Source organism: uncultured Psychroserpens sp. (genome assembly GCF_947503375.1).
Taxonomy (GTDB): Bacteria; Bacteroidota; Bacteroidia; order Flavobacteriales; family Flavobacteriaceae; genus Psychroserpens.
In genome coordinates this window covers 469,517-495,713 of record NZ_CANNDQ010000001.1, presented here as the reverse complement: position 1 = coordinate 495,713, position 26,197 = coordinate 469,517, and the positions used below count along the sequence as shown (strand labels likewise).

22 protein-coding genes and 1 tRNA gene are annotated in these 26,197 nt (G+C 33.3%); 6 read left to right on the top strand and 17 right to left on the bottom strand.

Features of this window, described 5'->3' with window-relative positions; all coding sequences use genetic code 11:
- Positions 1-18: 18 nt before the first annotated feature.
- The 3 genes from Q0876_RS02170 to Q0876_RS02160 all read right to left on the bottom strand — a co-directional run bounded on the left by Q0876_RS02170 (position 19) and on the right by Q0876_RS02160 (position 4,019).
- Positions 19-1,611: a LysM peptidoglycan-binding domain-containing protein gene (locus tag Q0876_RS02170; RefSeq protein ID WP_299223559.1), complete on the bottom strand. Its 1,593-nt coding sequence runs from the start codon at positions 1,609-1,611 to the stop codon at positions 19-21.
- A 136-nt stretch (positions 1,612-1,747) separates the two neighbouring features.
- Complete coding sequence (pgk, locus tag Q0876_RS02165; RefSeq protein WP_299223557.1) at positions 1,748-2,935, bottom strand: phosphoglycerate kinase; 1,188 nt, start codon at positions 2,933-2,935, stop codon at positions 1,748-1,750.
- 13 nt (positions 2,936-2,948) lie between these two features.
- The gene (locus tag Q0876_RS02160) at positions 2,949-4,019 is read right to left on the bottom strand and encodes a DUF2652 domain-containing protein (RefSeq protein ID WP_299223555.1); all 1,071 of its coding nucleotides are present in this window, start codon (positions 4,017-4,019) and stop codon (positions 2,949-2,951) included.
- 99 nt (positions 4,020-4,118) lie between these two features.
- On the opposite strand from Q0876_RS02160, the gene Q0876_RS02155 reads away from it, so the two are divergent.
- Positions 4,119-5,270, top strand: a complete 1,152-nt coding sequence (locus Q0876_RS02155) for a DNA polymerase III subunit delta' (RefSeq protein WP_299223553.1) — start codon at positions 4,119-4,121, stop codon at positions 5,268-5,270.
- Positions 5,271-5,305: 35 nt separating this feature from the next.
- On the opposite strand, the gene Q0876_RS02150 is transcribed toward Q0876_RS02155, so the two are convergent.
- The 5 genes from Q0876_RS02150 to Q0876_RS02130 form a co-directional block, all read right to left on the bottom strand.
- Entirely contained in the window at positions 5,306-5,824 is a 519-nt protein-coding gene (locus Q0876_RS02150) for an OmpH family outer membrane protein (protein ID WP_299223551.1), read from the bottom strand.
- Between the two features lie 207 nt (positions 5,825-6,031).
- Entirely contained in the window at positions 6,032-6,895 is an 864-nt protein-coding gene (locus tag Q0876_RS02145; RefSeq protein WP_299223549.1) for a class I SAM-dependent methyltransferase, read from the bottom strand.
- A 33-nt stretch (positions 6,896-6,928) separates the two neighbouring features.
- Positions 6,929-8,800 (bottom strand): tRNA uridine-5-carboxymethylaminomethyl(34) synthesis enzyme MnmG, encoded by a 1,872-nt coding sequence (mnmG, locus tag Q0876_RS02140; protein WP_299223547.1) that lies wholly within the window; start codon positions 8,798-8,800, stop codon positions 6,929-6,931.
- Between the two features lie 76 nt (positions 8,801-8,876).
- Positions 8,877-9,284, bottom strand: a complete 408-nt coding sequence (gene ybeY / locus Q0876_RS02135; protein WP_299223545.1) for an rRNA maturation RNase YbeY — start codon at positions 9,282-9,284, stop codon at positions 8,877-8,879.
- The gene (locus Q0876_RS02130; protein ID WP_299223543.1) at positions 9,271-12,723 is read right to left on the bottom strand and encodes a DUF4175 family protein; all 3,453 of its coding nucleotides are present in this window, start codon (positions 12,721-12,723) and stop codon (positions 9,271-9,273) included. Before Q0876_RS02130 ends, ybeY begins: the two co-directional genes overlap by 14 nt.
- A 99-nt stretch (positions 12,724-12,822) precedes the next feature.
- Between Q0876_RS02130 and Q0876_RS02125 the strand changes: the two genes are divergently transcribed.
- Together Q0876_RS02125 and gltX are read left to right on the top strand one after the other, a co-directional pair.
- The gene (locus tag Q0876_RS02125) at positions 12,823-13,866 is read left to right on the top strand and encodes an alkane 1-monooxygenase (RefSeq protein ID WP_299223962.1); all 1,044 of its coding nucleotides are present in this window, start codon (positions 12,823-12,825) and stop codon (positions 13,864-13,866) included.
- A gap of 53 nt (positions 13,867-13,919) precedes the next feature.
- Positions 13,920-15,431, top strand: a complete 1,512-nt coding sequence (gltX, locus tag Q0876_RS02120; protein ID WP_299223541.1) for a glutamate--tRNA ligase — start codon at positions 13,920-13,922, stop codon at positions 15,429-15,431.
- Here the strand turns inward: gltX and Q0876_RS02115 are convergent.
- Complete coding sequence (locus Q0876_RS02115) at positions 15,428-16,111, bottom strand: outer membrane beta-barrel protein (RefSeq protein ID WP_299223539.1); 684 nt, start codon at positions 16,109-16,111, stop codon at positions 15,428-15,430. The genes gltX and Q0876_RS02115 overlap by 4 nt on opposite strands.
- A 77-nt stretch (positions 16,112-16,188) precedes the next feature.
- Here Q0876_RS02115 and Q0876_RS02110 point away from each other — a divergent pair, with 77 nt between their 5' ends.
- Positions 16,189-17,115 carry an SPFH domain-containing protein gene (locus tag Q0876_RS02110; protein WP_299223537.1) on the top strand — a complete coding sequence of 309 codons (927 nt, stop codon included), beginning with the start codon at positions 16,189-16,191 and terminating at the stop codon, positions 17,113-17,115.
- 51 nt (positions 17,116-17,166) lie between these two features.
- Here the strand turns inward: Q0876_RS02110 and Q0876_RS02105 are convergent, their stop codons facing one another.
- The 4 genes from Q0876_RS02105 to Q0876_RS02090 all read right to left on the bottom strand — a co-directional run bounded on the left by Q0876_RS02105 (position 17,167) and on the right by Q0876_RS02090 (position 21,525).
- The gene (locus Q0876_RS02105; protein WP_299223536.1) at positions 17,167-17,667 is read right to left on the bottom strand and encodes a hypothetical protein; all 501 of its coding nucleotides are present in this window, start codon (positions 17,665-17,667) and stop codon (positions 17,167-17,169) included.
- A gap of 62 nt (positions 17,668-17,729) precedes the next feature.
- Positions 17,730-18,884: a GNAT family N-acetyltransferase gene (locus Q0876_RS02100; protein WP_299223535.1), complete on the bottom strand. Its 1,155-nt coding sequence runs from the start codon at positions 18,882-18,884 to the stop codon at positions 17,730-17,732.
- Positions 18,885-18,946: 62 nt separating this feature from the next.
- The gene (locus tag Q0876_RS02095; protein WP_299223533.1) at positions 18,947-19,426 is read right to left on the bottom strand and encodes a DUF1761 domain-containing protein; all 480 of its coding nucleotides are present in this window, start codon (positions 19,424-19,426) and stop codon (positions 18,947-18,949) included.
- Between the two features lie 92 nt (positions 19,427-19,518).
- Entirely contained in the window at positions 19,519-21,525 is a 2,007-nt protein-coding gene (locus tag Q0876_RS02090) for a glutamine--tRNA ligase/YqeY domain fusion protein (RefSeq protein WP_299223531.1), read from the bottom strand.
- 67 nt (positions 21,526-21,592) lie between these two features.
- Here Q0876_RS02090 and folB point away from each other — a divergent pair, with 67 nt between their 5' ends.
- The gene (gene folB, locus Q0876_RS02085; protein ID WP_299223529.1) at positions 21,593-21,961 is read left to right on the top strand and encodes a dihydroneopterin aldolase; all 369 of its coding nucleotides are present in this window, start codon (positions 21,593-21,595) and stop codon (positions 21,959-21,961) included.
- Positions 21,962-22,043: 82 nt separating this feature from the next.
- Positions 22,044-22,114: transfer RNA gene (locus Q0876_RS02080), tRNA-Cys, on the top strand.
- 37 nt (positions 22,115-22,151) lie between these two features.
- Here the strand turns inward: Q0876_RS02080 and Q0876_RS02075 are convergent.
- From Q0876_RS02075 to rnr, 4 genes are all read right to left on the bottom strand, one after another.
- Entirely contained in the window at positions 22,152-22,838 is a 687-nt protein-coding gene (locus tag Q0876_RS02075; RefSeq protein WP_299223527.1) for a LysE family transporter, read from the bottom strand.
- Positions 22,839-22,880: 42 nt separating this feature from the next.
- On the bottom strand, positions 22,881-23,555 hold the full coding sequence (locus Q0876_RS02070; protein ID WP_299223526.1) for a head GIN domain-containing protein: 675 nt from the start codon (positions 23,553-23,555) through the stop codon (positions 22,881-22,883).
- Positions 23,556-23,639: 84 nt separating this feature from the next.
- Positions 23,640-23,936, bottom strand: a complete 297-nt coding sequence (locus Q0876_RS02065) for a YbjQ family protein (protein WP_299223525.1) — start codon at positions 23,934-23,936, stop codon at positions 23,640-23,642.
- A 61-nt stretch (positions 23,937-23,997) separates the two neighbouring features.
- Positions 23,998-26,193, bottom strand: a complete 2,196-nt coding sequence (rnr, locus tag Q0876_RS02060; RefSeq protein WP_299223524.1) for a ribonuclease R — start codon at positions 26,191-26,193, stop codon at positions 23,998-24,000.
- Positions 26,194-26,197 lie beyond the last annotated feature (4 nt).

Genomic DNA, 26,197 nt, shown 5'->3' with positions numbered 1-26,197 from the left:
ATACATTTTTAATAGTGCTTATTTAGACACAACAAGTGTCATCCCGATTTTTAAGTTGTTACTGCGAATATCGTTCCAATCTTTGATATTCTGAACAGAAACTCCCGGAAACTTTTGAGAAATGCTCCACAGCGAATCCCCTCTTTGAACCTTATATGTAGATTTCCCTTCAGTATTTATTACTTTTTTAGATGTATTTATGCTCGATGTTTTTGAAGTGGTTGAAGGTTTTCTTGGATAAATTGTTAAACGTTGTCCGATTCTTAGGTTATTACTTCTTAAGCCATTCCATTGTTTGATTTGACTAACTCTAACTCCGTATCGACGAGCAATTTTTCCTAAGTAGTCTCCTGAACGCACACGATATCTAACTTTAGCGTTAGAATCAAAAAATTGAGGTAGAGGTTTTTCTCTCTTATTGAATTCTGCTTCAGCAAACGCATAAATTTCCGTTTCGTTATTTACAAATTTTCCTATCAAATTCCTTGGTAAACGCAACGTGTAATCTTCTCCTTTTATGTAAGGAATGATATCTAATTTGTATGATGGATTTAAGAACTGAAGTTCTTCAATAGGAACCTCTAATAACTCTGAAACCTGATCTAAAGAGATCATTTTCTTAATATGAATCGTATCTGTTTCAATGTAATGGTAGTTAGGTCTTTCTTTTTTAAATCCATGCTCTTCGGCATATTCAAAAATATACATGGTCGCTAAAAAAGCGGGAAGATATCCAGCTGTTTCACGTGGCAAGTGTGGTCTAATATTCCAGTAGTTTTCATAACCACCTGAACGCCTAATAGCTTTACTAACATTTCCTGGACCAGAATTATAAGCAGCTAAAGCCAAATCCCAATCGCCAAAAATCTTATATAACCTTGCTAAATATTTACTTGCAGCTACCGTAGATTTTATTGGATCACTACGCTCATCAACATAGCTACTAACATTTAGTCCATACTCTTTTCCTGTTCCAAACATAAATTGCCATAACCCTGTAGCTCCAACTCTGGATTTTGCTCTAGGCTTTAATGCAGACTCAACAATAGCTAAATATTTTACTTCTAATGGAATATCATAATTATCTAGTGATTCTTCAAAAAGCGGAAAATAATAATCACTCAAAGACATTAGTCGCTCCATTGATTGCCTTCTGTGTTTTAGATAGGATTTAATTACACTCTCTAAAGAAGGGTTATAAGCAATATTAAATGGTGTTTTTGCATCTAAAGCTTTTAATCGTGCTTTTAATGTGTCAGTAGATAATTCAGGGTAGTCAACAGGTTCGTATTTTAGCTCTGCTACTGATTTGTATATTGAATCAAAGAGCGTATTACTATATAATTCATCAAGCCATTTTTGGTCTATTTCAGCGGCTAATTTATGATCTTCTAAATTTCTTGCGGTTGTAGAATCTAACTCGGCTTTAATTTGAGCTTTAATTGTTTTATTTCCGTCTATAACAGTATCAATTGTAGCGATCTTATTTTCTAAAACATTAGCCTCTACAGGCTTTTCAACTTTGGTTGAATGAGGAATCGAATCCTGACCAAAACTGAAAGCACTACACAATAGAAGGCCAAAAGTTAGGGTTATGAGCTTAAGGTTCATTGGTTAAAATGTTTAACTATCTAAACGATAGGGAGGCTAAAATCGTATTTTTTTGGTTAAAATGAAAGTTTAACAAGACAATTTAACACATGATGTAAGACTATTCTTAAACATCGGTTTTGTTTAGTAAATATTCTTATTCTAATATAGCTGCTATACCTGGAAGTGTCTTTCCTTCTAAGCTTTCAAGCATAGCTCCTCCTCCTGTGCTCACATAACTTACTTTATTTTCAAAACCAAATTGTTTTACAGCAGCAACAGAGTCACCACCTCCAACAAGAGAAAAGGCTCCTTGATTAGTAGCTTCAGCAATAGAATCACCTAATGCAATGGTTCCGTTTGCAAAATTTTCCATTTCAAATACGCCTAATGGGCCGTTCCATAAAATAGTTTTACACTGCATTACAACTTGATGAAAATTTGCTATAGATTTTGGCCCAGCATCCAGACCTTGCCATCCATTAGGGATTTGAGCCACCTCTAGTACTTTTGTTTCGGCATCATTACTAAATGCATTTGCTGCAATTACATCTACAGGTAAATGTATTTGAACATTTTTAGCTTTAGCCTTTTTTATGATATCTAATGCTAAGTCCATTTTGTCGTCTTCACAAATAGAGTCACCTATGCTTCCGCCTTGCGCTTTCACAAAAGTAAAGGTCATTCCTCCACCTATAATCAAGTGATCAACTTTATCTAAAATATTTTCTATAATGGTAATCTTAGACGATACTTTAGCACCTCCAAGAACTGCTAAAACAGGTTTTTCTCCTGTTTTCATAACCTTATCTATGCTTTCGATTTCTTTAGCTAACAGATTACCAAAACACTTTTTATTAGGAAAAAATTGAGCGATAATTGTTGTTGAAGCATGCGCTCTATGAGCTGTTCCAAAAGCATCGTTTACGTAAATATGACCTAGTTTCGATAGAGCTTCTGCAAAACCTTTATCACCTGATTTTTCTTCGTCGTGAAAACGTAGATTTTCTAGTAATAAAATTTCTCCTGGATTCAAGTTGTTTGCAGCTTCTTCAGCCGATGCTCCAATACAATTTTCAGCAAACTTTACCTCAACACCGAGCACATCCTCAACTTTACTTATGATGTGTCTTAAAGAAAATTCATCCTGAGCACCTTTAGGTCTCCCAAGGTGTGACATTAGTATACAGCTTCCTCCATCTTCTAAAATCTTGATAATTGTAGGTTTAGCCGAAAGTATTCTAGTGGCATCTGTTACTTGAAATTGGTCGTTCAAAGGCACGTTGAAATCTACTCTTATTAGTGCTTTTTTATTATTAAAATCAAAATCGTTAATCGTTTTCACTTTTTAAATCTATTTAGTTGTTAGTAAATTCTTTTGTAAATCCAGAATCGATTAACAAAATAAGGTCTTTAATATTTTCTGAAATAACTTTTTGTAGGTTTTTTTTAAGTAGAGGTTTCAATAAAAACCCTAAAGGTTTGAAATCTACAAAAACTTCAATATTCAACTTAGTAAAATTATTCCCAGCATCTTCAAGAACATAATATACTTGAAAGCGTTTTGTATATGGTACTTGATTGGTAGACTCGCCGTATACCAATTGATCTTTATCTACATTTTTTTTCACAGTAGTTTGCTCAACTCGATTTTTGTTAATTAGGCATTGGTGCTTAAGACCTGCTCGGTTAACTTTATTTTTTTCGTACTCAAGTTTATCTACACCTTTCACCCATAATAACCTGTAATCAAAATTACTTATTACTTCGTAAAGATCAAGAATAGGTACTTGGATTGTTTCAGTACTATCAAATAGTTTATACTTTGGTAGGTTGTCAGGAATTGGTTTAACCTCAGGCAAGTTTGATTTTAAGTGTCCTAATGATTGGTAAGTATATGATATTGTGCCAAAATCATAATTAGCAGTTAGTTTAGCTTCTTTAGATTTATGAAAATTAGGTAAGACTTTTTCAGTAAACAATGCATACTCATCAAAAGGAACTTCATTTTTGAGTAGTCTATGTACTTGAATAACATTGGCTCCATAAGGCTTTTTGGTATGTTTTATCGAAATAAATTCAATTTCTCCATAATGAACAACAAATTTTAAACTAAGGTTGTATGCTGATGAACAAGCACCACAGTTGCAAATGCGTTGAAATTCATAACGCTTAAGGTGTGTATGAAACGCTTTATACATCTGTTCTATTTGTTTATTTATTGCATTGATGTCAATAGTCTCTTCTAATTTGTACAAGAATAAAGCATCACCTTCAATTTCAGCTAGTTGTAAGTCTATTGTGTTTTTGTCAATCAATAATTCTAGTAACTCTGTAATAATATGACGACTATGATTTATAGCAGTATTGTGTACAAACTCGGTAAACCCAGAAATGTCTGGAATGAAAAGAATAGCATTTTGCGTCATTTTTTAACCTATAAGCTTGTGGTTTGTACTATAAAAATAAGTTGATTTATCTTTAAGCGCTTACAATATTATGTTAAAAACAAAAAGTATATTTGCTTCATGTTATTTTCTGAAATTTTAGGTCAAGAACACATTAAAAACCATCTTACAAAGAGTGCTGATTTTGGTAGAATTCCTCACGCTCAATTATTTGTTGGTCCAGAAGGTTCAGGAACATTACCTATGGCTATTGCCTATGCACAATATGTTTTATGTGGCAATAAAAATTCAGAAAATACTGGTGGTAATGAGTCTTGTAATATAAAATTCACGAATTTATCTCATCCAGACTTGCACTTTGCATTTCCTGTTGCAACAAACGATAAAGTTAAAAGTCACCCTGTATCTAGCCATTTTATGGAAGAATGGCGTCAACTTATTAAAGAGCAGCCTTATGGTAACTTGTTTGATTGGTATCGCATTCTAGGAATAGATAATAAACAAGGCCAGATAGGTGTTGACGAAGCACAAGACATCGTTAAAAAATTGTCATTGAAATCGTATGAAGGTGGTTATAAGGTAATGATCATATGGATTGCAGAAAAAATGAATACCTCAACAGCTAATAAACTCTTAAAGTTAGTTGAAGAACCTCCTAATAAAACTATCTTTATTTTAATTGCTGAAGATGAAGAACAGATTATAAACACGATAAGGTCTCGCTGTCAAATATTACATTTTCCACCATTGGCTGAAGAAGTAATCACAAAAGCTCTAATTAAAAATTATCAAATTCAAGAGGCTGATGCTGTAAAAATAGCGCACCAAGCTAATGGTAATTATAACAAAGCATGTGATTTAGTATATAATGATAGTGAAGACACCCAGTTTGAAGAATGGTTTGTATTTTGGATTCGTTCTGCTTTTAAAGCTAAGGGCAATAAAAGCGCAATCCACGACCTCATCTCTTGGAGTGAAACTATTGCAAAAACTGGTCGTGAAACTCAAAAACAGTTTTTGAACTTCTGTCTAGATTTTTTTAGACAAGCCTTATTACTAAATTATAAGGTAGATAATTTGGTCTTTATTGAGCCAAAAACATCTTTTAAGCTAGAAAATTTTGCCCCTTACGTACATGGCAATAATATTATTGAAATATCTAATGAACTTCAAGATGCTATATACCATATAGAACGAAATGGGAATTCAAAAATAATTCTCACAGATCTATCTATAAAACTTACGCGTTTATTGCATAAAAAAACCAGATAAAAATGTGATTTTCAAACAATTATAAATAGTTTTCTTTATTCTTTATTCTTATACTCAGCATTTATGGCTTCAATGATCTCTTTAGAAATATCTTTGGTATCATCACCAAACATAACACTACCAGCATCATTTTTACCTAAGATAAAAGTGTAGCCATTTTTCTTTCCATAATTAGCCACAAATGTTTTTACATGGCTCAATATAGAATCAATTTCAACATTAAATTGTTGCGTTAAGTTTTGTTGCTCCATTTGCAATTGTTGCTGCAGTATTTGTTGCTTTTGCCCAAGAGCTTGACTTTGTTCTTGAAGTTTTTTCTGCGACATTTTAGCTCCATTAATTTGAAATTCCTGAACTTCTAACTGAAATGCTTTACCAATACTATCTGTACGCTTTTTAAAAGCATCATCTTTTAGCTTATATTTTGCCTCAATATCAATTTTTTCTTGGTATGCATTTATAACCTCTCCATTATCTACAAAAGCAATTTTTTGTTGTTCTTGACAAGATGTAAATGCTAATGCGATTAAAAGTATTGCTAGTATTTTTTTCATTTTATATTTTATTTATTTTTTGCAAATGTATGAAAGTGGACTTATTATTTTTTACAAAAACACCAATATAAATAATTTAAATAATTTTTGTTTTTAGTATAATTAATTTCTATGACATTTAAACTATTTAAATACAGCTTAATAACGAGAAAAGCTGCGTCAGGTAGCAGCTTATCATTTAGGCAAAACAAAGCCGCTTAAACGAGCTTAAATTTGCTTTTCGTTCTTTTTTATAATATAAATCAAAGAAGAGAACTCTCCAGAGCGTTTTGCTTTTATGTTAGAGCGCAATCCAATCCAAAAGGCTTTTATTGGATTCATAAATCCTTTTTTATATTTCTCAGAAAGTAATGATACATAATAAGCATCAAAGATCATGGGTAACCTTTTCACAACTTTCATGTTTTCTTTCTCTACCAGTTTTGAAATAGCGTTTTGAGAAAAATGCCAAAGGTGTCTAGGAACATCATAAGCCGCCCAAGAGTCTTTGTAATACTGAGCATCATAACTTTTAAAATTTGGAACTGCAATCACTAATCGTCCATTTGATTTTAATAGTGATTCAAAAATAGAGATATGTTCTTGTAATTTTGGTAGATGTTCTAAAACATGCCATAAGGTAATCACATCAAAAGTACCTTTTTTAAATTTAGACAATTGTATTGTATCAAATACACAATTATTAGTTTTTAGATTCGAAATTACTCTAGCGTTTTCATTTGGTTCAATTCCAAATACTTTCCAGTTATTATCTTTTGCTATTTTTAGAAAGTCACCTGTTCCACATCCAACATCTAACAAAGTCTTTCCTTTTAAGCTAAAGGAATTAATAAGCTTTAATTTTCGCTTTAACGCTATTCTTTTTACAAAATGGTAAATTTTTTCAAACACATTCCTGTTGGCATCAGTGTGAGAAATATAATCTTCACTTTTATAATAAGCAGGTAGGTTCATCTCAGAGGGTTGAGGTTTCGTCTCTAACATGTCTAACTCTGAATTATGCATTAAATGAAATTCTTCTCCTGATACAGAATGATCTTTTACATTTAAGAATATAGGTTTTTTTGTCATTACCAAGGATTGTTCCACGTGGAACACTAAGTGTTATCGTCCTAAATAAACTAATAATACAGACACATCTGCCGGCGAAACTCCTGAAATTCGTGAAGCCTGAGAGATCGTTACTGGTTGTATCTTTGATAGTTTTTGCTTAGCCTCGGTACTCATGGATTTCAATTGTTCGTAATCAAAACCACTTGGTATTCTAACGTCTTCTAAGCGATTTAACTTATCAGCATTATTTTTTTCTTTTTCAATATAACCAGAATATTTAATCTGTATTTCAGTTTGTTCAATAACCTCTCGATCTAATTCATGCTTTTGAATATAATCTTCAACAGCTTTGAATTGCCTCATGTCATTAATGTCAATATTGGGTCTTGAAAATAGTTTAAACATTTTATCAGACTGTTTTACAAGTGAAGAGTTTTTTGATTCTAATACAGGGTTAGCATCTTCGGGTTTGACGCTCGTTTCTTTAAAAAAGTTAACAAAATCATTAGATTGTTTTTGTTTTTCCTCCATTCGTCTTAACCTGGTGTCACTAGCTAAACCAAGTTCATAACCTTTAGGTGTTAATCTAAAATCTGCATTGTCTTGTCGTAACAAAGTTCTGTACTCAGCACGAGATGTAAACATTCTATATGGCTCCTCTGTACCTTTGGTAATTAAATCATCAACCAAAACACCTATATATGCTTCGTTTCGCTTAAGAATAAATTCGTCTTTTTCTTGAACTTTTAACGCTGCATTAATTCCTGCCATTAAGCCTTGAGAAGCAGCCTCTTCGTAACCAGTTGTTCCATTAATTTGACCAGCGAAAAACAAGCCATCGACTAATTTGGTTTCAAGCGTGTGCTTTAATTGAGTAGGCGGAAAATAATCGTACTCAATCGCATATCCTGGTCTGAAAAACTTAACGTTTTCAAAACCAACTACAGATTTTAATGCTTTAAATTGAACATCTTCAGGAAGTGATGTCGAAAATCCATTGACATAGACCTCAACGGTATTCCAACCTTCTGGTTCAATAAATAGTTGATGTCGGTCTTTATCTGAGAACCTATTGATCTTATCCTCTATTGAAGGACAATATCTAGGGCCTGTGCTTTTTATTCTTCCATTAAACATTGGTGAGCGCTCGAATCCTTCCCGTAACAAATCATGAACTTCTGTACTAGTGTAAGTCATGTGGCATGAACGCTGCTCCTTTAAAGGTTGTATGCCTTCCAAGTAAGAAAACTTTTCAGGTTGTTCGTCTCCTGGTTGTTCAATCATTTTAGAATAATCTAAAGAACGTCCATCAACCCTTGGAGGAGTGCCTGTTTTCATTCTTCCAGAATCGAATCCTAAATCTATCAACTGTTCTGTGATTCCTGTAGCAGCTCTTTCTCCTGCTCTTCCACCGCCAAAGTTCTTGTCGCCAATATGTATTAATCCGTTCAAAAAAGTTCCATTAGTTAGCACAACAGTTTTTGCTTTAATCTGAATACCTAATGAAGTTTTAACGCCTGCTATTTTTTGGTGCTCTACTAACAAACCAGAGACCATTTCTTGGTAAAAATCCAAATTTTCGGTTTGCTCTAAAAGCATTCGCCAGTCTTCTGCAAAGCGCATTCTGTCACTTTGAACTCTTGGGCTCCACATGGCTGGTCCTTTAGATTTGTTAAGCATTTTGAATTGGATGGCAGATGTATCACTAACAATTCCGCTATAGCCTCCAAGTGCGTCAATTTCTCTTACTATCTGTCCTTTAGCGATTCCACCCATAGCTGGGTTACAAGACATTTGCGCTATGTTTTGCAAATTCATCGTTATAAGCAACGTTTTGCTTCCCATGTTAGCAGCAGCAGCAGCAGCTTCACTACCTGCATGACCAGCGCCAACAACTATGACATCGTAAACATCGTTAAACATAATCTATACTATTGTTCCACGTGGAACATGTTTAAAATTTTAAGTTTGCAAATATACAGCTAAATCTTAATATGGTCTACTTTTGCTTTAGATAGAAATCTTCTTTCGAACGCATCACTTTTTTGTCGTGATCAGTTTTATCTTTATAACCACAATAATGTAGAATACCATGTACCATAACACGGTGAAGTTCTTCATCAAAATCTACATTGAAATCAATAGCATTATCTCTAACCCGTTCAACTGATATGTATATATCGCCATGTAGCTCTTTTCCTACTGAATAATCAAAACTAATAATATCTGTTAGCGTGTCATGACTTAAATACTTTATATTCAAATCATATAAGTAGGCATCGTCACAAAAGATGTAATTAACCTCTCCTTCTTTACAATTTTCCGAAGTTATAACATTAGATATCCAAGAACTAACATCATTCTCGTTTTGTATCTTAAAACTTGTTTCGTAATTATAACTGATCATTCGTTTTCTTAAAATACGCTTGAACTTTCTTTTTATAAACGTCTTGCAAAGGTAAGGCTTGTCTGTTTAAAATTTCGGTAGTATTAAAGTATTCTTTAGCTGTTGGTAGTTTGTTGTTTGTCACATTCTTGTAAACATTGCTATCAGTTTCAGACTTACGCTTGTTGTCTTCTCCTTGCATAAAGGTTGCATTCTCAAGTTTTAAAAGTTGATGTTGTAAATTCATCATCTTCTGAAGTGTTTGGTTGGTGAAGCCCTTATTAATTAAATCCAATTCAACATCTTCCATTTGTTTAATGAGCTTACTAGCGTCACCATTTTGACCTTCCTTACCAATTTTGTTTTCTAGAGCTTGTCGCAATTGTTGTTGTTGTTGGTATATACGATAAAGCTCACCATTCATATCTTCACTAGTACCTTCTCCTTCTCCATTTTGATTACCGTCTTGACTTCCTCCTTGCTGACCTTCTTTTCCTTTTTGTTTGCCATCTTCTCCTTGCTCTCCTTTTTCACCCTCACCTTCTTTCTCGCCTTCGCCTTCTTGAGGTTTTTTGCCTTGTTGGCTTTTCTGCATGCCTTCCTTCATTTGTTCATTGAGTTGTTCTTGACTCATGATAATGTCTGGTAATTGCATATCACCTTGACCTGAACCAGCTCCCATAGATGGATTCATTTGCATGTTCATGTTATCAAGGATATCACTTAAAAAATTTGCCAATTCGTTTGTAGCCGTAATGATATACTGCTGTGATGCAACACCTTGATATAATTGATTTTCAGACAATTGACCTAAAGATTTGTCAATATTATAAAATACATCTGTGATTTGTTTATTAACCTGTTCAGATATCTTTGGCTGCCTAAGTGATAAGGCAAATAAACTATCGTCGATGTGTTCAAAATGCTCTCTTAAATTGCTTTGCTTGCGCAAGAATTTACCATATTCGTTATGATTAATTTCTATGCTTTTGAATTGATCCATTAAGTTTTCTTGATCGAATGAAAACAACACTAAATTGTCTAATATTTGTCTAAGCATAGAAGCATCTTCTTGCATTTGGTCTCCTCCTCCCATTTGCATCATCTGACTCATTTGACCACTCATTTCTTTCATTTTCTGAGCAGCTTGTTTTTGTTTTTGTTGTGCCTTTTGCTGCGCCTTTTGTTGCTCTTGAGGAGTTCCTTGCTCTTGCTTTTTATTTTGTTCACTTTCTTCTTTAGGTGCATCAGCTTTTTGTTCAAGTGCTTCAGTTGCTTCTTTTTGATCTTGTTTAATTGATTCTTCAGTAGCTTTATCCTGTGGAATATCCATAGGTTTTTTTAGGTCTTTATTATCTTTTTGAAGTTGATCCATTTCTTTTTGGAACTCTTCAAACTTTTGGTTCAATTCTTTTTGGGCTTCCTTAGTGTTTTCTTCCTCTTTTGCTTGCGAAAGATTCTCTTGTTCTTCTGCTAGCTGTTCGAGTTCTTTTTGAAGTTTTTCAGCCTTCTTTGCGACATAATAACGTTTTGTAAGCTCTATTAACTGTTTAAGGCTTCGCTCTTTATTTTTGTTCTGTTTTGCTAACTGTTCAAGCTTTTGAGTCAATTCTTCTTTTTGAATTTTCTCTTGTAGTTTTTCGAGCTCTTCAAGTAATTTTTCGTCTTTCTTAAGTTGTGCTTCATTCTCTTCCAAACGCTGTTTTAACTCGTCTTTAAATTCGTCCTTTTCTTCATTTTCATTTTGAAACTGCTCTAAATTGTCCTTTAGCTTCTTGTTGAAGTTTTGCATCAGTTGTTCTTGTTCTTTCTGACGTTTTAAAAAGTTTTCAAATTTCTTTTTATCATTGAAATTGAGCTCCTCCTTTTCTTTTTGAGTTTTGGAGAACTCTTCTAATTGTTTGTCTTGCTCTTGAAGTTTTTCAAACGTTTTACCTATATCTTTAATAGTTTCATTTTGCTCTTGAAGTTGCTTTTGCTCTTCTTCATCTTTAGTGAGCTTTCTGTAATTAAAAATGGCGCTTCTCGTACTTTTATATTGATGTAGGGCATCATTATCAAACACTTGAAAATAAAACTCATAATCTACACCTTCAGTTAAGTTTAATTGATTAGGAAATGCACTTACAAACTCATCAAAATTAGATCTTGAGATTTGAATGTTTTCGAAAGATTTGTTTTCAGTATCATTTGAAGGATAATACACCAATTGTAATTTACTTAACCCATAATCATCACTTACTTGACCGAAAAAATAAAGAGTCTGGTTGTCTAGAGTGTCTTTCTCCATCTTTAAATTGATCTCAGGATAGTTGTCTTTAATGACGCGAATTGAAAAGGCTAAATTTTCATAATCTTTTAATTGTGAATTACTTGTGGTTATGCTGTAATCTGTATTATTGAATATGCGCTTAGAAGCCTCAAACTCTTTATTAGAAATATTTTTAAACTCTAAAGTGTCTTTAGAATAAAGTGTCACGCGATCTGTAGATCTGGTTGCTACTTTCCAGGTAACATTTGTCCCTTCCGGAATAGTGGAGTTTCCTGTGCTCTTTAAAACCTCATCCTTTTTTTTAGTGTAAGCTGGATAATCTAAAACCATCTCAAAATTCAGTAGAGCGGGAACTTTGGTAACCGTTAAATCATATTCTTTTGAACGAACATTATTTGCTGATAAATTAAAACGAATCGCTTCTTTAAGTTTTGGAAAAACATATTCAAACTGCCCAGAAGCTGTTTGTTGTAAAAAATAAGATTGTCCATTATAATGTATTTGAGCATTTTCCGGAATAACTTTACCAGCCGTATTGACAATCAGTTTAAAATCTTTATTTTCAATGGCATTCATATCTTCATTAACCACAAAAAACTGGAAAGGTGCTGGTGGTTCATAAGCTGTTTGATAGTTAACAACACGCTCATAACTATCACTAAACCAGTTGATCTTTCCTGTTACCATAGAAATTAACAGAATAGCTACTGGTATGGCTGCATATTTAAGATACTTGGTATTCTTTTTTAAATTTATCGCTAATTTGAAAGGAATTGGGCTTAATTCTGCAGATTTTTGTTCAATACTTGCTTCTAGCAACTCAGACTGAACACTGTTTTGATTCAATTGTAAAACATTCAGCAGTTTGTCGTTAACCTCTGGAAAATGTTGCCCAATAATTTTAGAAGCCTCTTCATAATTTATCCCCTTTTGAAGTTTAAACAATTTCGCTAGTGGAAATACAATAAACTTAGCGAAAAGAGAAATCTCAACGATAACAAATAACCAAAACAAAACGGTTCTGGCAATTGGGTTGAGCCATAAAAAATACTCAATAAGTAGCGTGACAATAAAATACAGTAAGCCAATAGCAAAAAATAGAATTGCGCCTTTAAGTAATTCATTGGTGTAATAACGTTTTATGAATTGCTCTAGTTTACCTTGTATTTCTTTAAAATTACTTATCATTAGAATAATTAACTCACTAATCTACAATTTTATTTTAAACAGCAAATGCCTAAATTTGGTAAGATTCTGTTAATTTCGAGCAGTTGTGTTAAAATTATGATGAAAGACTTAAAATATTTAGCCGCATTTTCTATTCCTTTAGTAGCTTTTATTAGCCTCTATTATAAGCAATCTTTTGTATGGTCTACACCTGTTTTTGCTTTTGTAATGATTCCTGTATTGGAATTGATTTTCCCTGTGGCTACTGAAAATTTAAATTCAGATGAAGTAAACAATAAACTTAAACGGAAAATCTTTGATTGGCTACTGTACCTGAACCTTCCCATCGTTTATGCTATGGTGTTTTATGGTATATATGAAGCAACAGCCAAAACAATAGAAACCTACGAACTCGTGGGTATCATTATTTCTATCGGTATTGTTTTGGGTGTCAATGGTATAAATGTAGCTCATGAATTAGGCCACAGGCAAACCACTAATGAACGTTTTATTGGTAAAGCACTACTATTACCAGCATTGTATATGCACTTTTATATCGAACACAATTTTGGTCATCACTTACACGCGGCTACTCCAGAAGATCCTGCAACAGCTAGATACAACCAAACCTTATATTCGTTTTGGATAACCTCAATTTTTAGACAGTATTCAAATGCTTGGCGTATTCAAAAAAAATTATTAAAAAACAACAACCATCATTTTCTTTCTATAAATAACGATATGCTTTGGTACATTTTGGTTCAAGTTTGTTATTTGGCTTTTGTGTTCTTTTTCTTTGATTATACAGGGCTAGTGATTGCATTTTTAGCCGCTGTAATTGGTTTTTTATTACTTGAGACTGTCAATTATATTGAACATTATGGTCTAATACGGCTTAAATCAAAATCTGGTCGTTACGAACGTGTTAAAGAGATACATTCTTGGAACTCCAACCATATTATTGGCAGAATAGTGCTTTATGAGCTCACTAGACATAGCGATCATCATTACAAATCGTCTAAGAAATATCAAATACTAGATTGCCATGATGATAGTCCTCAAATGCCTTATGGTTATCCTACCTCAATGGTGTTAGCAATGTTTCCACCACTATGGTTCGGTATTATGAACAAACGTGTGCCAAAGGAAATGATTTTAACTTAATTATTTCTTTTCCTAAATATCGTTTTATCTTTGCTCTTTCAAAATAAATCATAATGACGAAAGATGTTCGTGTTCGTTTTGCACCAAGTCCAACTGGACCTTTACATATAGGAGGTGTGAGAACTGCCCTTTTTAACTACCTATTTGCTAAAAAACACAAAGGTACGTTTGTGCTTCGTATTGAAGACACAGACCAAAACCGTTATGTTGAAGGTGCTGAAGATTACATTGTTGAATCGCTAGAATGGTGTAATATTCCATTTGATGAAGGGCCAAATAAAAACGAAAAATTTGGACCTTATAGACAAAGTGAACGTAAGCACTTATACAAGCAATATGCTGACCAATTGATCCAATCTGGTCACGCTTATTATGCTTTTGATTCAGCTGAAACATTAGACACGCATAGAAAAGATCACGAAGCTAAAGGAAAAACTTTTATCTATAATTGGCACAATAGACTCAAATTGAGCAACTCTTTATCGCTTTCTGAAGCTGATGTTAAAGCAAAACTAGATGCAGGTGAAGATTACGTGATTCGATTTAAATCACCTCAAGACGAAACACTTTATCTAAAAGATTTGATTCGGGGTAATATAAAGATTGACACCAATATTTTAGACGATAAGGTTTTATTCAAAAGTGACGGTATGCCGACGTATCATCTTGCAAATATTGTTGACGACCACCTTATGAATATCTCACATGTTATTCGTGGTGAAGAATGGTTACCATCATTAGCATTACACTATCAATTATATAATGCTTTTGGTTGGGAAACACCAGATTTTGCACATTTACCGTTAATTTTAAAACCAACAGGTAAAGGAAAATTAAGTAAGCGTGATGGTGATAAACTTGGCTTTCCTGTGTTTCCATTAGAATGGACAGACCCTAAAACGGGAGCTATTTCTAGAGGGTATAAAGAAGATGGGTATTTTCCGGAAGCTATGGTCAATTTCTTAGCCTTTTTAGGTTGGAATCCTGGCACCGAGCAAGAACTATTCAGTTTAAACGCATTGATTGATGCTTTTAATATAGAACGAGTCAATAAAGCTGGAGCACGTTTTGACCCAGACAAGACCAAATGGTTCAACCATCACTACATGCAAGAGCAAGACAACTATAGCTTAGCCCTAGCCTTTCAAAAATTGAGACCAGAGTTGACCGAAATTGATACACAATACATAGAAATGATAATTGCGTTAATAAAAGAACGCGCAACATTTGTTAGTGATTTTTGGAACTTAAGCCATTTTTTCTTCGTTGCACCAATAACATATGATCAAAAGGCTTATAAAAAAGCTATAAAAGAAGATACAGCAACAGTTTTAAACACCGCTAAAACATTGATAGAAAACCTTGAAGACTTTACTATTGAAAACCTTCAAAGCACCATCAAAGGATGGATTACCAGAAATGAAATAGGCTTTGGAAAAGTAATGATGCCATTGCGTTTAGCGCTTGTAGGTGCATTACAAGGTCCTGATGTTTTTGATATCATTTACATGATCGGTAAGGCAGAAACTTTAAAACGTATTGATGCAATTTTGATCGCTAATTAAAAGGTGATCATCAAAGCAAAAACCAACATGTTTTGATGACCTTCAAATTTTTCAGAAGCAGGTGTTGTGATAAGGTTTTCATCATTAAGTTTGTTAAAAACATTAGTAAAACCATAACTATAACTTGCTCTTAACCTGAAGTTTCCTAAACCTAAAGACGCGCCAACAACACCGTTGACATTGAAGGGTGAAATTTCACTAATATCATCTGCTAATAGCACATCGTATCCGTTGATAAAAAACGCTTCTTGATCGCTATTTTTAAGATCTAGCTTTCCATTATACTGAAGTTGAGGGCCGAGATCAATTGTTAAATTATCGCTTAGCACTTTTACATGTAGCATAAAAGATAACTGCACAGCCATTAAATCGTATTCAAGCATTTCACTTGTTGTTGCTGAGGCTGTTGGCCTTCCTTCAATTTCAATGGTGTTTTGAGAAAGCTGTAAGCCATAGCTCACAGTATACCATTTATGAGGAATATTGACAGTGGCAACCAACCCTCCAATAAATCCACTTCCACTTTTAGTTGTAAAATTATCAGTAGCAATATCATATTGGGTTAATCCACCCATAATACCTATTCCGTTTTTAATAGCATATCGTTTATGCTGTGCTGTAGAAACTGTAACAAAACCAATACAAATGGCTACTAATAAAATAAACTGCTTTTTTTGCATCTGCTTAACGTGTGATTTGAGCAAATATAACTTAATTTAGTAACTGATTATTTTATCTAACCATTAAAAAACTTGTCATGGGTCAATTTATTATTATTCCTATTATTTTTTTCAGCTTAATCATTTTGATTTCGTCATTTTTCATTGTAAAACAACAAACTGCAGCTATTATTGAGCGTTTTGGTAAATATCAAAGCATAAGGCACTCTGGGTTACAACTTAAAATTCCATTAGTTGATCGAATTGCTGGTAAATTAAGCTTGAAAATTCAGCAATTAGATGTGATTATAGAAACAAAAACCTTAGATGACGTATTTGTGCGTTTGAAAGTATCTGTTCAGTATAAAGTGATTAGAGACAAGGTTTATGATGCGTTTTATAAACTAGATTATCCACACGATCAAATTACATCATATGTATTTGATGTGGTGCGTGCCGAAGTGCCAAAAATGAAACTCGATGACGTATTTGTTAGAAAGGACGATATTGCAATTGCTGTAAAATCTGAGCTTAATGATGCAATGATAGAATATGGTTATGATATCATTAAAACCTTAGTTACTGATATTGATCCTGATTCACAAGTAAAAGCTGCGATGAATAGAATTAATGCTTCTGAGCGTGAAAAAATAGCAGCTCAGTTTGAAGGTGATGCTGCACGTATTCTAATTGTAGAGAAAGCAAAAGCAGAAGCTGAAAGTAAGCGTCTTCAAGGGCAAGGTATAGCAGATCAACGTCGTGAAATAGCACGTGGTTTAGAAGAGTCGGTAGAGGTGTTGAATAAAGTTGGTATTAATAGCCAAGAGGCTTCTGCATTAATTGTCGTTACGCAACATTATGATACGCTACAATCTATTGGCCAAGAAACCAATAGTAATTTGATTTTGTTACCTAACTCTCCTCAAGCAGGAAGCAATATGCTTAATGATATGGTCGCTAGTTTTACAGCCAGCAATCAAATAGGAGAAGCAATGAAAAATGCAAAAAAGAAAAATGACGAATAATCCTTATTTCATGTAAATGTATCAGCTCGTAGATTAAAATTTACGAGCTTTTTAAATCTTGATTTTTTTAGGTTGCTTCTTCTGTACCTCCTTATTTTGGTTTTCTTGGTTTGTCCAAGGAAACGTTAATGAAGTACTGGCGAATGTCGTTCCAAAATTGATATTTCCATAATACACTTGACTAATAGCGCTTCTTACCTGCAGTTCTGAAAGTTCTTTTAACGGATGAATAAAAACCACCCAAAGTATGCCTTCTGAAACTGCATATTTGACATCTAATGCGGTGTGAAAATTTGCCACTAACGCAGATTGAATAAGTTCATCGCTTAATGACTTAGCGTCTGCTATTGGAGAAATAATTCGCATCCTATTGTGGTTGGTGTCTGTAAATGATAAAAATTTAACGTCTTTAATTGAAAATTGCCACGCGCCTTCGTTGCCTTGGATAGAGTCACTAACAGAAACGAAAATCTCCTGAAGTTTTTTATTATCCATGTCTTGAGAAAACCCAAATAAAGGCACAAAAAGTAAACTGATAATTAATTGTTTCATAATCTTGTTTTCTTTTGAGTCGGAAAAAACACCTTATACAAACATGCTGTAGTCAATTTTATTTAAAAAGGGTGGCGTTCATCCCATTCTCTAACTGGGTTTGCATACTTTACAACCAATTTTAAAACAGTATTAGCAATAACGTTGTTCGTATGCTTTAAGTAAATGAACATATCGTGCGGCTTAGCACCAATAGAGCTTTTTATTTCCATAGCAGTTCTAGCAAAGATTACCTTTTTAAATTGATATTTTATACCAAAAGAAGCCATGTCAAACAGCATGTTTAAATATATTTGATGCTTATGCTGTAAATCTTGTTTATACCCTAAGAAATAGGTCTCTAATGCTTTACCGTTAAGAATTAACGTGTAAAACCCAATAATTTCACCGTTAATGAAATAACCAAAAAGTTTAAAATTGTCTTTGAGTTGTTGTTTTAAACTGTGAAAATGATGCTCATTTAGTTTAAACGAATTCACGCCTGCATTATCTGAAACATTCTCATATAGTTGGTAAATTTGTTTTGATAATGCACTAACCTCGTCTAAACACAACTCTTTGCATTGTATGCTAGTGATTTTCTTTCGTGCCGTTTTATAACGTCTCCTATACTTTTTATTAAATGCAGAAAAATAATCTTCTGGCGTTTTCCATTCATTCTTCACATGAAAGATCATGTTAGGTTGCACCTTGGCCTTATATAATTTTTCTGTTTTGAAAAATGGTTTATTTATATGAATTGGGTCATTCTCAAAGTAATCTTTAAAACCTATAATTCTAATTTTTTTTCCATATGCTTCTTTTACTGTTTTTGATAATGCTTCTAAACAGTGACAAACTGCTTTTAAAAATTCATGTTGATCTATTTTATTTGAATCAAAAAACAAACCGTGTTGCCCTGTATGCATTAAGTTTCCAACAATTAAAGCATTGCCTTTAACTATTTTTGAAATTAAAATTTTCCCACAGCGTTTGAAAAACTGATTGGAAGTTTTTCGAAACACATCGTCTAAATACATTTCCACACGCTGGATAACAGCAATACCCACTAGTGTATCTAAAGAAAAAACACCTAAAAAGTAAGTAGAAATATTTGATGGACTTGAGTTTTCTAGTGCTTTTAAAAAAGGGGTTTTTAAAAAAGCATCAGTAACAGAAAGTTGATCCCAAGCTTCCGGTAATTCTGTAACTGAACTGTATAGTTTAAAGTGTATCAATGCAAAAAGAAAGGCCGAAAATTACAATTTTCAGCCTTCAATAGTGTTAAAATTTTATAAAATTAAGCTGTCCATCCACTGATGATACTTCCCATGATTGCAAGCGCTACAATCCAATAACCAGCATTTATTAGGATGTACTTCCAACTTTTTCTTTCAAATAATGCATTAATTCCAATAATAGGTAATACCATAAAGATTCCTGCCATTGCACCATGAAGCGCACCATGTTTGAAAGAACGATATTTACCAGCCCATTCTTCCATAAAAGCTTGGGTTGTTGCGCCGTCCATTTGACCTTCTGTCATCCCAAAAACTCCTACTTCGTGTACAACTAAAAATATTGTAAAAAAAGCAAGTAATCCAGACAATAAAAGAGATACAATAAAAATAACAGCCATATTTGCGCCTTTCATTTTCTCTTCAGTCATTTCAGCTGCTCGCATCCAAGCGGTTCCAAATACTTTAGGATTATACCAAATAAATCCGAGAACAATAGGCACAACAGCAGCAACAAGAATTGCTAAAAAATTAGGTTCCATAATATTTTATTTTTTTAGTTAGTGCCTTAAAAGTACAAAAAAACCTCAAAGTAAGTTTTGTTGAGGTTTTAAAACTATATAATCTGTAAAGTTTATAAGGTTCTAGCTTCTGAAACCAAAAGCTCATTTTTGTCTTCTAATGCCTTTTCAATAAATGAATTGATATCGTCGTTTCTATCTTGTCCATTTTTAAGCAAGACACTAAGCGTTAACATAGTCGCAATGCGTGTGCCTACTTTTTTTGCAGCTGTATTAAATAATGGTTGTAGGTCTTCATAGCTCACCTCATTTGCTAATTTTAGTATCTCAGCTTTAGATTTTTCTCGTTTTGCTTCAGGTAAGTTGGTATACTTCTTCCCTAATTGCTTGATAACCTCAATAGCTGGACGCTTTTGTTGTGCTTGGCTTGTTTTATTCGTTTGATTTTGTGCTTGCTTTGGCTTTTGTTTTTCCCAAGAATCTCTTAAGCCTACTGTTTTATTAAATACCAGCTTTTCAGGTTTAGAATCGTCATCAACATTAAAATACCCTATTCGCTGGAACTGAAAACGTTCTCCAGCTTTTACATTAGCTAAACTAGGTTCAACAAAGGCATCAATCACTTTTAAAGAGTTCGGATTTAAAAATGTCATGAAGTCTTTGTCTTGGTGACTATCTGGAGCTTCATCCATAAATAATCGATCATATTCTCTAACCTCAGCTTTAATAGCGTGTTTGATTGAAACCCAATGTAATGTGCCTTTAACTTTCTTTTCAGTATCTGTTGTATAAGTACAATGGATTTCTAGAATATGTCCCTCGCTATCTTTCACAACACTCTCGCCTTTAATAATGTAAGCATTTTTTAACCTTACTTCTCCTCCTAATTTTAACCTAAAAAATTTGTTGCTAGCTTCTTCTTTAAAATCAACTCTTTCAATATATAATTCTCTGGAAAATGGTACTTTTCTTGAGCCAGCGTCATCATCTTCAGGGTTATTTTCAGCATCTAACCATTCTTCTTTGTCCTCTGGATAATTAGTAATTACCAGTTTTACAGGATCTAAAACAGCCATAACTCGTGGTGCTGTTTGGTTAAGGTCTTCACGCACGCAAAACTCTAAAAGCGAAACATCAATTACGTTCTCGCGTTTAGCTACACCTACCTTTTCAATAAATTTACGAATAGAGTTTGGTGTATAACCACGACGTCTTAGCCCAGAAATCGTTGGCATCCTTGGATCGTCCCAACCAGAAACATGACCTTCCTCAACCAGCCTAAGTAATTTACGTTTACTCATAATGGTGTAGCTTAAGTTTAAACGTGCAAATTCTCGTTGTTTAGGAAGCATTGGTAGCTCTTCAGATGCATAATTGTACACATGTGACTTAAACCAATCGTAAAGCGCTCTGTGAGGCTTAAATTCAAGTGAACATAACGAATGGGAAATCTGTTCAATATAATCGCTTTCTCCGTGTGTCCAATCATACATTGGATAGATACACCATTCATTTCCTGTTCTATGGTGGTGTTTCTTCAATATGCGATACATTATAGGATCTCGCATGAGCATATTTGGATGTTGCATATCTATCTTTGCTCTAAGAATGTGCTCTCCTTCATCAAATTCACCATTCTTCATTCGCTCAAACAGATCAAGGTTTTCAGCTACACTTCTATCGCGATAAGGACTATTAACTCCTGGTTGTGTTGGTGTCCCTTTTTGTTCAGCCATGGTTTCACTAGACTGAGAATCTACATATGCCCTACCATCTTTTATAAGTTGAACTGCCCAATCATATAGTTTGTGAAAATAATCTGAAGAATATAATTCATTTGCCCACTCATAGCCCAACCACTTTATATCACGTTTGATAGCGTCTACATATTCTTGTTCTTCTTTAGCCGGGTTTGTGTCATCAAAACGAAGATTCACAGGTGCATTGTACTTTTCGCCTAAACCAAAACTAATACCTATAGCTTTTGTATGACCTATGTGTAAATACCCATTGGGTTCAGGAGGAAAACGAAAACGCAGGTCGTTTGTAGACATTCCATTAGCTAAATCTTCTTCTATGATATGCTCAATAAAATTGAGTGATTTTTTTTCTTCAGACATGTTTTTTAAAATAATAGGCAAAGTTATTAAATATTAGTGTAATATATTTGTTTAAAATTAGAATGCTTTGGGAATAATAAAAGTAGAAAATATAAGGGTTTATGCCTATCATGGTTGTTTAACAGAAGAAACAAAAATTGGTAGTGATTACCGTGTTGATCTAGAAATAAAAGCAGATTTAGGAAACTCCTCACAAACAGATGATTTAAATGATACTGTTGATTATGTACTTTTAAATAAGATAGTTAAAGAAGAAATGTTGATATCATCTAAGTTGCTTGAAACTGTTTCTAAACGTATTTTAGACCGTGTATTTAATGAAGATCAATTGGTTGAAAAAGCTACAATTAGTGTGAGCAAACTAAATCCACCTATAGGAGGAGATGTGGAGATGGTCACCATAAAAATGACTGAAAAACGAAAAAAACAAAAGTAAATAGTGTAAAAAGGTAATTTTTTTTACATTTGCCTTCCTCATTTGTTATTATAACTTGAGTTTTCTATATTGATAGAATATTGGCGTCTTGGCCGAGTGGCTAGGCAGAGGTCTGCAAAACCTTCTACAGCGGTTCGAATCCGCTAGACGCCTCAAAAACCTTCAGGAAATTTCCCTGAGGGTTTTTTCTTTAATCACCTATTGGATTGACACGTTCAATTTGCTCCTTGCTTTTTTCGTATAATTCAGGAAACAAGCCCTGAGTTAGTAATAGTACTCCAAAGCCTAATATTACTAAAGCGATTACTTTTTTAGTTTTAAAAATAAGCCTTGGCGTTAATTTATTCTTTAATCGTTTTGCTAATGCTATCTTAACTAAATCTGTTAAAAAATAGACACTCAGCATCGTAACAATGAAAATGGTTACACCGTTTTTAGATTCTGTTATTGAACTACCAATAACGATAAAACCCAACCATCCTAAAAGCACACCAATATTAATAAAGTTGAGTAAAAATCCTTTAATAAATAATTTGCCAAAAGCATTCTTTTTTATTTCAACTTTATGATACTCTCTGACTATAGATCGAAACGATTTGGATGTTTTTACAAATGATATCAAACCATAGACCACTAATAAAACTCCTCCAAATATTAAAAAGTTGGGGTCATCCTTGATCTTATCTATAAGTTTATTGGTACTGTAAAAAGCTAAAATTATGAAAACAATATCGGCTAAAATAACACCTAGATCAAATATTAAAGCGCTCTTAAAACCTTTAGTAGCACTGGTTTCTAACAGTACAAAAAATACTGGACCAATAGTAAAGGCAAGAATGATTCCGAAGGGAATAGCTGCAAGAATATCATCAAACATACAGGAAATAGCTTTCCTACAAAACTAATAAAAAAGAAAATACTAGTTCATGCGTTTTATTCGTCCTCCCAAAGTTGTTTTTTCCTGTATACTTTCTGGGTTGCCGTAAATAAAAATATCGCCTCCTGCTAAGACTTTTGCTTCTACTACTTGAGACGCATATACATCTGCTTCACCAGCAGCTTTTATATTAACAGTCGTATTTTGGGTTTGAAATGATTTTCCTTCGTAAATACCTCCAGTATTTAAGGTAATGTTTTGTGATATCGCTTTTCCTCTTGTTTCTACGACACTTCCAGTAACTGCTTTAATGTCAACTTTGTCGACATCTAAACCTATCTTAAGCCGAGCACCTTCTTGAGCTCTCAATTCAATATAGTTTTGCTTAATCAACTCATTAGAAGAGATATAGGCGCCTTCATTCCCGTCTATGGTCTTTAAATTAGTATAATATACAGCCACAAATGTTCGATCACCATTGAATATCTTGTCTGTTTTCATTCTAACTTTTAACTTCCCATCTTTATTGATAACGACAACATCTTGGATGTCGTCTCCAGTAATTTCTACTTTAGCTTTATTTGATTTGATCAAATTCACTTCTATTAAGTCAAAAACTTTAACTTCTGTAAAATCACCTACGTCTTTTTCTTTTGGGTTTTGAGCTATTACTATTGAAGTTGTAACTAATAATATTATTGCTAAAATATGTCTCATTGGGAATTTATTTTATAGTATTTACGGTTTGTGTGCCTTATAAGGATGATACAAAAATTAAAACGTTACAGTTTATTCCATATTTTAAACTACATGAACCGCTGTGCCAGTTACAGATACCATAGCATAATTACTTGTGGTTAGTTCAATCTCTACTTTAATACCAACGATAGCATTAGCGTTGAGTTGTTTGGCATTATCTTTTAATCTTTGAAATGCTTGCTCTTTTACACTATCTATACTTTCTTGAATGGCTTTATAATATTTAGACACACTAAAACCCATTGCTAATTTTTTTTCGTTCATTGCTACACCTGTTACTATACCTTTATATTCAGAAATTTTAAACCCTTCAATAGAATTTGTCGTTGTTAAGATCATAATTTATCGGTTTACTAATTGGTATTTGCTTTAGTTAAAATGTTACGAATGGGTTTGGGATTTAATTTGTTTCGTATTTTCCAATTAAAGTGAAATCTAGGTGTTTTTTAACCAAATCGGTGTTCTTTACTTTAACAACAACTTCATCACCAAGTTGATACATGGTTTTAGTGTTTTTTCCTATTAGAGCATAATGATCTTCATCAAATTGATAGTGATCATCTTTCATGTCTCTAACACTTACCATGCCTTCACATTTATTTTGAATAATCTCTACATAAATTCCCCAATCTGTTACACCAGAGATTACGCCCACAAATTCCTCGTTTTTGTGATCTTCCATGAAACGAATTTGCATATATTTTATGGAGTCTCGCTCTGCTTTGGTCGCTAAGTTTTCCATATTACTCGAATGGTTGCATCGTTCTTCGTATAGCTCTTCATTAGCTGATTTTCCACCATCTAAATAATGTTGTAATAAACGATGTACCATCACATCAGGATACCTACGAATAGGGGAAGTGAAATGTGTATAATGGTTAAAAGCTAATCCGTAATGGCCTATGTTATGTGTGGTGTATTCGGCTTTACTCATTGTCCTTATAGCTAGTGTATCTACCAAGTTTTGTTCTTTCTTTCCAACAACCTCCTTAAGTAAGTTATTTAGAGAACTCGATACACTTTTTCGGTCTTTAAAGTTAAGCTTATATCCAAAGCGACCAACCACGTTTTGTAATGATGCAAGTTTACTATCGTCTGGTTCGTCATGAACACGATACACAAATGTTTTTTTAGGATTTTGTTTTCCTATAAATTCGGCTACTTTTTTATTAGCTAACAACATAAACTCTTCAATAAGTTTATTAGCGTCTTTGCTGGTTTTAAAAAAAACACCTATAGGATTTGCTGCTTCGTCTAGATTGAATTTGACTTCAACTTTATCAAATGAAATTGCTCCAGAGCTCATTCGTTGACGTCGCATTATTTTTGCAAGTTTATCAAGTTTTAAAATTGCATCTGTAACTAATTGGTCTGCTTTGTAGGATTTACCTGTTAATGAAACTTCTTTTGGAATCACATTGGTTTTTGTCTCAATAATACGCTGTGCTTCTTCATAAGCAAACCGCGCATCAGAATAAGTGACTGTTCTACCAAACCACTGGTCTTTAATTTCAGCTTTATCATTCATTTTAAATACTGCTGAAAACGTATACTTTTCTTCATGTGGTCTTAATGAACATGCGCCATTTGATAAAATCTCAGGAAGCATTGGTACTACTCTATCAACTAAATAAACAGATGTTGCTCGTTCATATGCTTCATCGTCTAGAATCGTATTTTCTTGTAAATAATGAGACACATCAGCGATATGTATACCAATTTCAAATAAATTATCTCCTAGAACTTTAAAAGATAAGGCATCATCAAAGTCTTTAGCATCTTTTGGATCAATAGTAAAGGTTAAATCGTTACGCATATCACGACGTTTAGAAATTTCCTCTTTTGTAATAGATGTATCTAATGTATTCGCATAATTTTCAACATTATGAGGAAATTCATAAGGTAACCCATATTCTGCTAAAATGGAATGAATCTCTGTATTGTGTTCGCCGGGTTTTCCTAGTACTTTTAACACCTTTCCGTTTGGAGAATCTGCTTTTTCAGGCCAATCTTCTAGAGTAACTAAAACCTTGTCGCCCTCTTCGGCTTTATTAATCTTATTGATTGGTACAAAAATATCGGTATACATCTTATTCCCATCAGGTATTACGAAAGCATAATTTTTGTGTATTTGAATCACACCTACATATTCGCTTTTAGCGCGTTTAACAATGTTGGTTATTTCACCTTCGATTTTACCACGTTTTCTTCGTTTATACGCATAAAACTCTACCTCGTCACCATCTAAGGCTTTGTTGATGTTATTAGATGCTATATAGATATCTTCATCAAAATCGTCGCTAATGATATATCCAGAACCTCTTGCAGCCATATCTAATACACCAGTATGATACTCGGTATTAATAATGGCTTTAAATTTACCACGATCTACTTCTTCTATTTCTTGTTTAGCTTTGAGTTGCTGAAGTTTTTTTATGATTTGGTTTCTGCTACTCGCATCGTTGACACCAAGTTTAGCAGCAATTTGTTTGTAATTAAAAGTTTGGTTTCTTTCTTTTTTTAAAATACTAAGAATTGTATTTGTAAGGTTGGAAATCTTGTTATGTGAAGGCTTCCTTTTTTTTCGTTTTGTCATTATT

Coding starts and splice junctions, on each gene's coding strand:
- Q0876_RS02065 (WP_299223525.1), bottom strand. CDS start 23,936: ATGATCTTAACAACGACAAATTCTATTGAAGGGTTTAAAATTTCTGAA.
- gltX (WP_299223541.1), top strand. CDS start 13,920: ATGACGAAAGATGTTCGTGTTCGTTTTGCACCAAGTCCAACTGGACCT.
- Q0876_RS02095 (WP_299223533.1), bottom strand. CDS start 19,426: ATGGAACCTAATTTTTTAGCAATTCTTGTTGCTGCTGTTGTGCCTATT.
- Q0876_RS02070 (WP_299223526.1), bottom strand. CDS start 23,555: ATGAGACATATTTTAGCAATAATATTATTAGTTACAACTTCAATAGTA.
- Q0876_RS02125 (WP_299223962.1), top strand. CDS start 12,823: ATGAAAGACTTAAAATATTTAGCCGCATTTTCTATTCCTTTAGTAGCT.
- rnr (WP_299223524.1), bottom strand. CDS start 26,193: ATGACAAAACGAAAAAAAAGGAAGCCTTCACATAACAAGATTTCCAAC.
- Q0876_RS02155 (WP_299223553.1), top strand. CDS start 4,119: ATGTTATTTTCTGAAATTTTAGGTCAAGAACACATTAAAAACCATCTT.
- Q0876_RS02115 (WP_299223539.1), bottom strand. CDS start 16,111: ATGCAAAAAAAGCAGTTTATTTTATTAGTAGCCATTTGTATTGGTTTT.
- Q0876_RS02145 (WP_299223549.1), bottom strand. CDS start 6,895: ATGACAAAAAAACCTATATTCTTAAATGTAAAAGATCATTCTGTATCA.
- ybeY (WP_299223545.1), bottom strand. CDS start 9,284: ATGATCAGTTATAATTACGAAACAAGTTTTAAGATACAAAACGAGAAT.
- Q0876_RS02090 (WP_299223531.1), bottom strand. CDS start 21,525: ATGTCTGAAGAAAAAAAATCACTCAATTTTATTGAGCATATCATAGAA.
- Q0876_RS02160 (WP_299223555.1), bottom strand. CDS start 4,019: ATGACGCAAAATGCTATTCTTTTCATTCCAGACATTTCTGGGTTTACC.
- Q0876_RS02110 (WP_299223537.1), top strand. CDS start 16,189: ATGGGTCAATTTATTATTATTCCTATTATTTTTTTCAGCTTAATCATT.
- Q0876_RS02105 (WP_299223536.1), bottom strand. CDS start 17,667: ATGAAACAATTAATTATCAGTTTACTTTTTGTGCCTTTATTTGGGTTT.
- Q0876_RS02130 (WP_299223543.1), bottom strand. CDS start 12,723: ATGATAAGTAATTTTAAAGAAATACAAGGTAAACTAGAGCAATTCATA.
- Q0876_RS02170 (WP_299223559.1), bottom strand. CDS start 1,611: ATGAACCTTAAGCTCATAACCCTAACTTTTGGCCTTCTATTGTGTAGT.
- Q0876_RS02150 (WP_299223551.1), bottom strand. CDS start 5,824: ATGAAAAAAATACTAGCAATACTTTTAATCGCATTAGCATTTACATCT.
- mnmG (WP_299223547.1), bottom strand. CDS start 8,800: ATGTTTAACGATGTTTACGATGTCATAGTTGTTGGCGCTGGTCATGCA.
- Q0876_RS02075 (WP_299223527.1), bottom strand. CDS start 22,838: ATGTTTGATGATATTCTTGCAGCTATTCCCTTCGGAATCATTCTTGCC.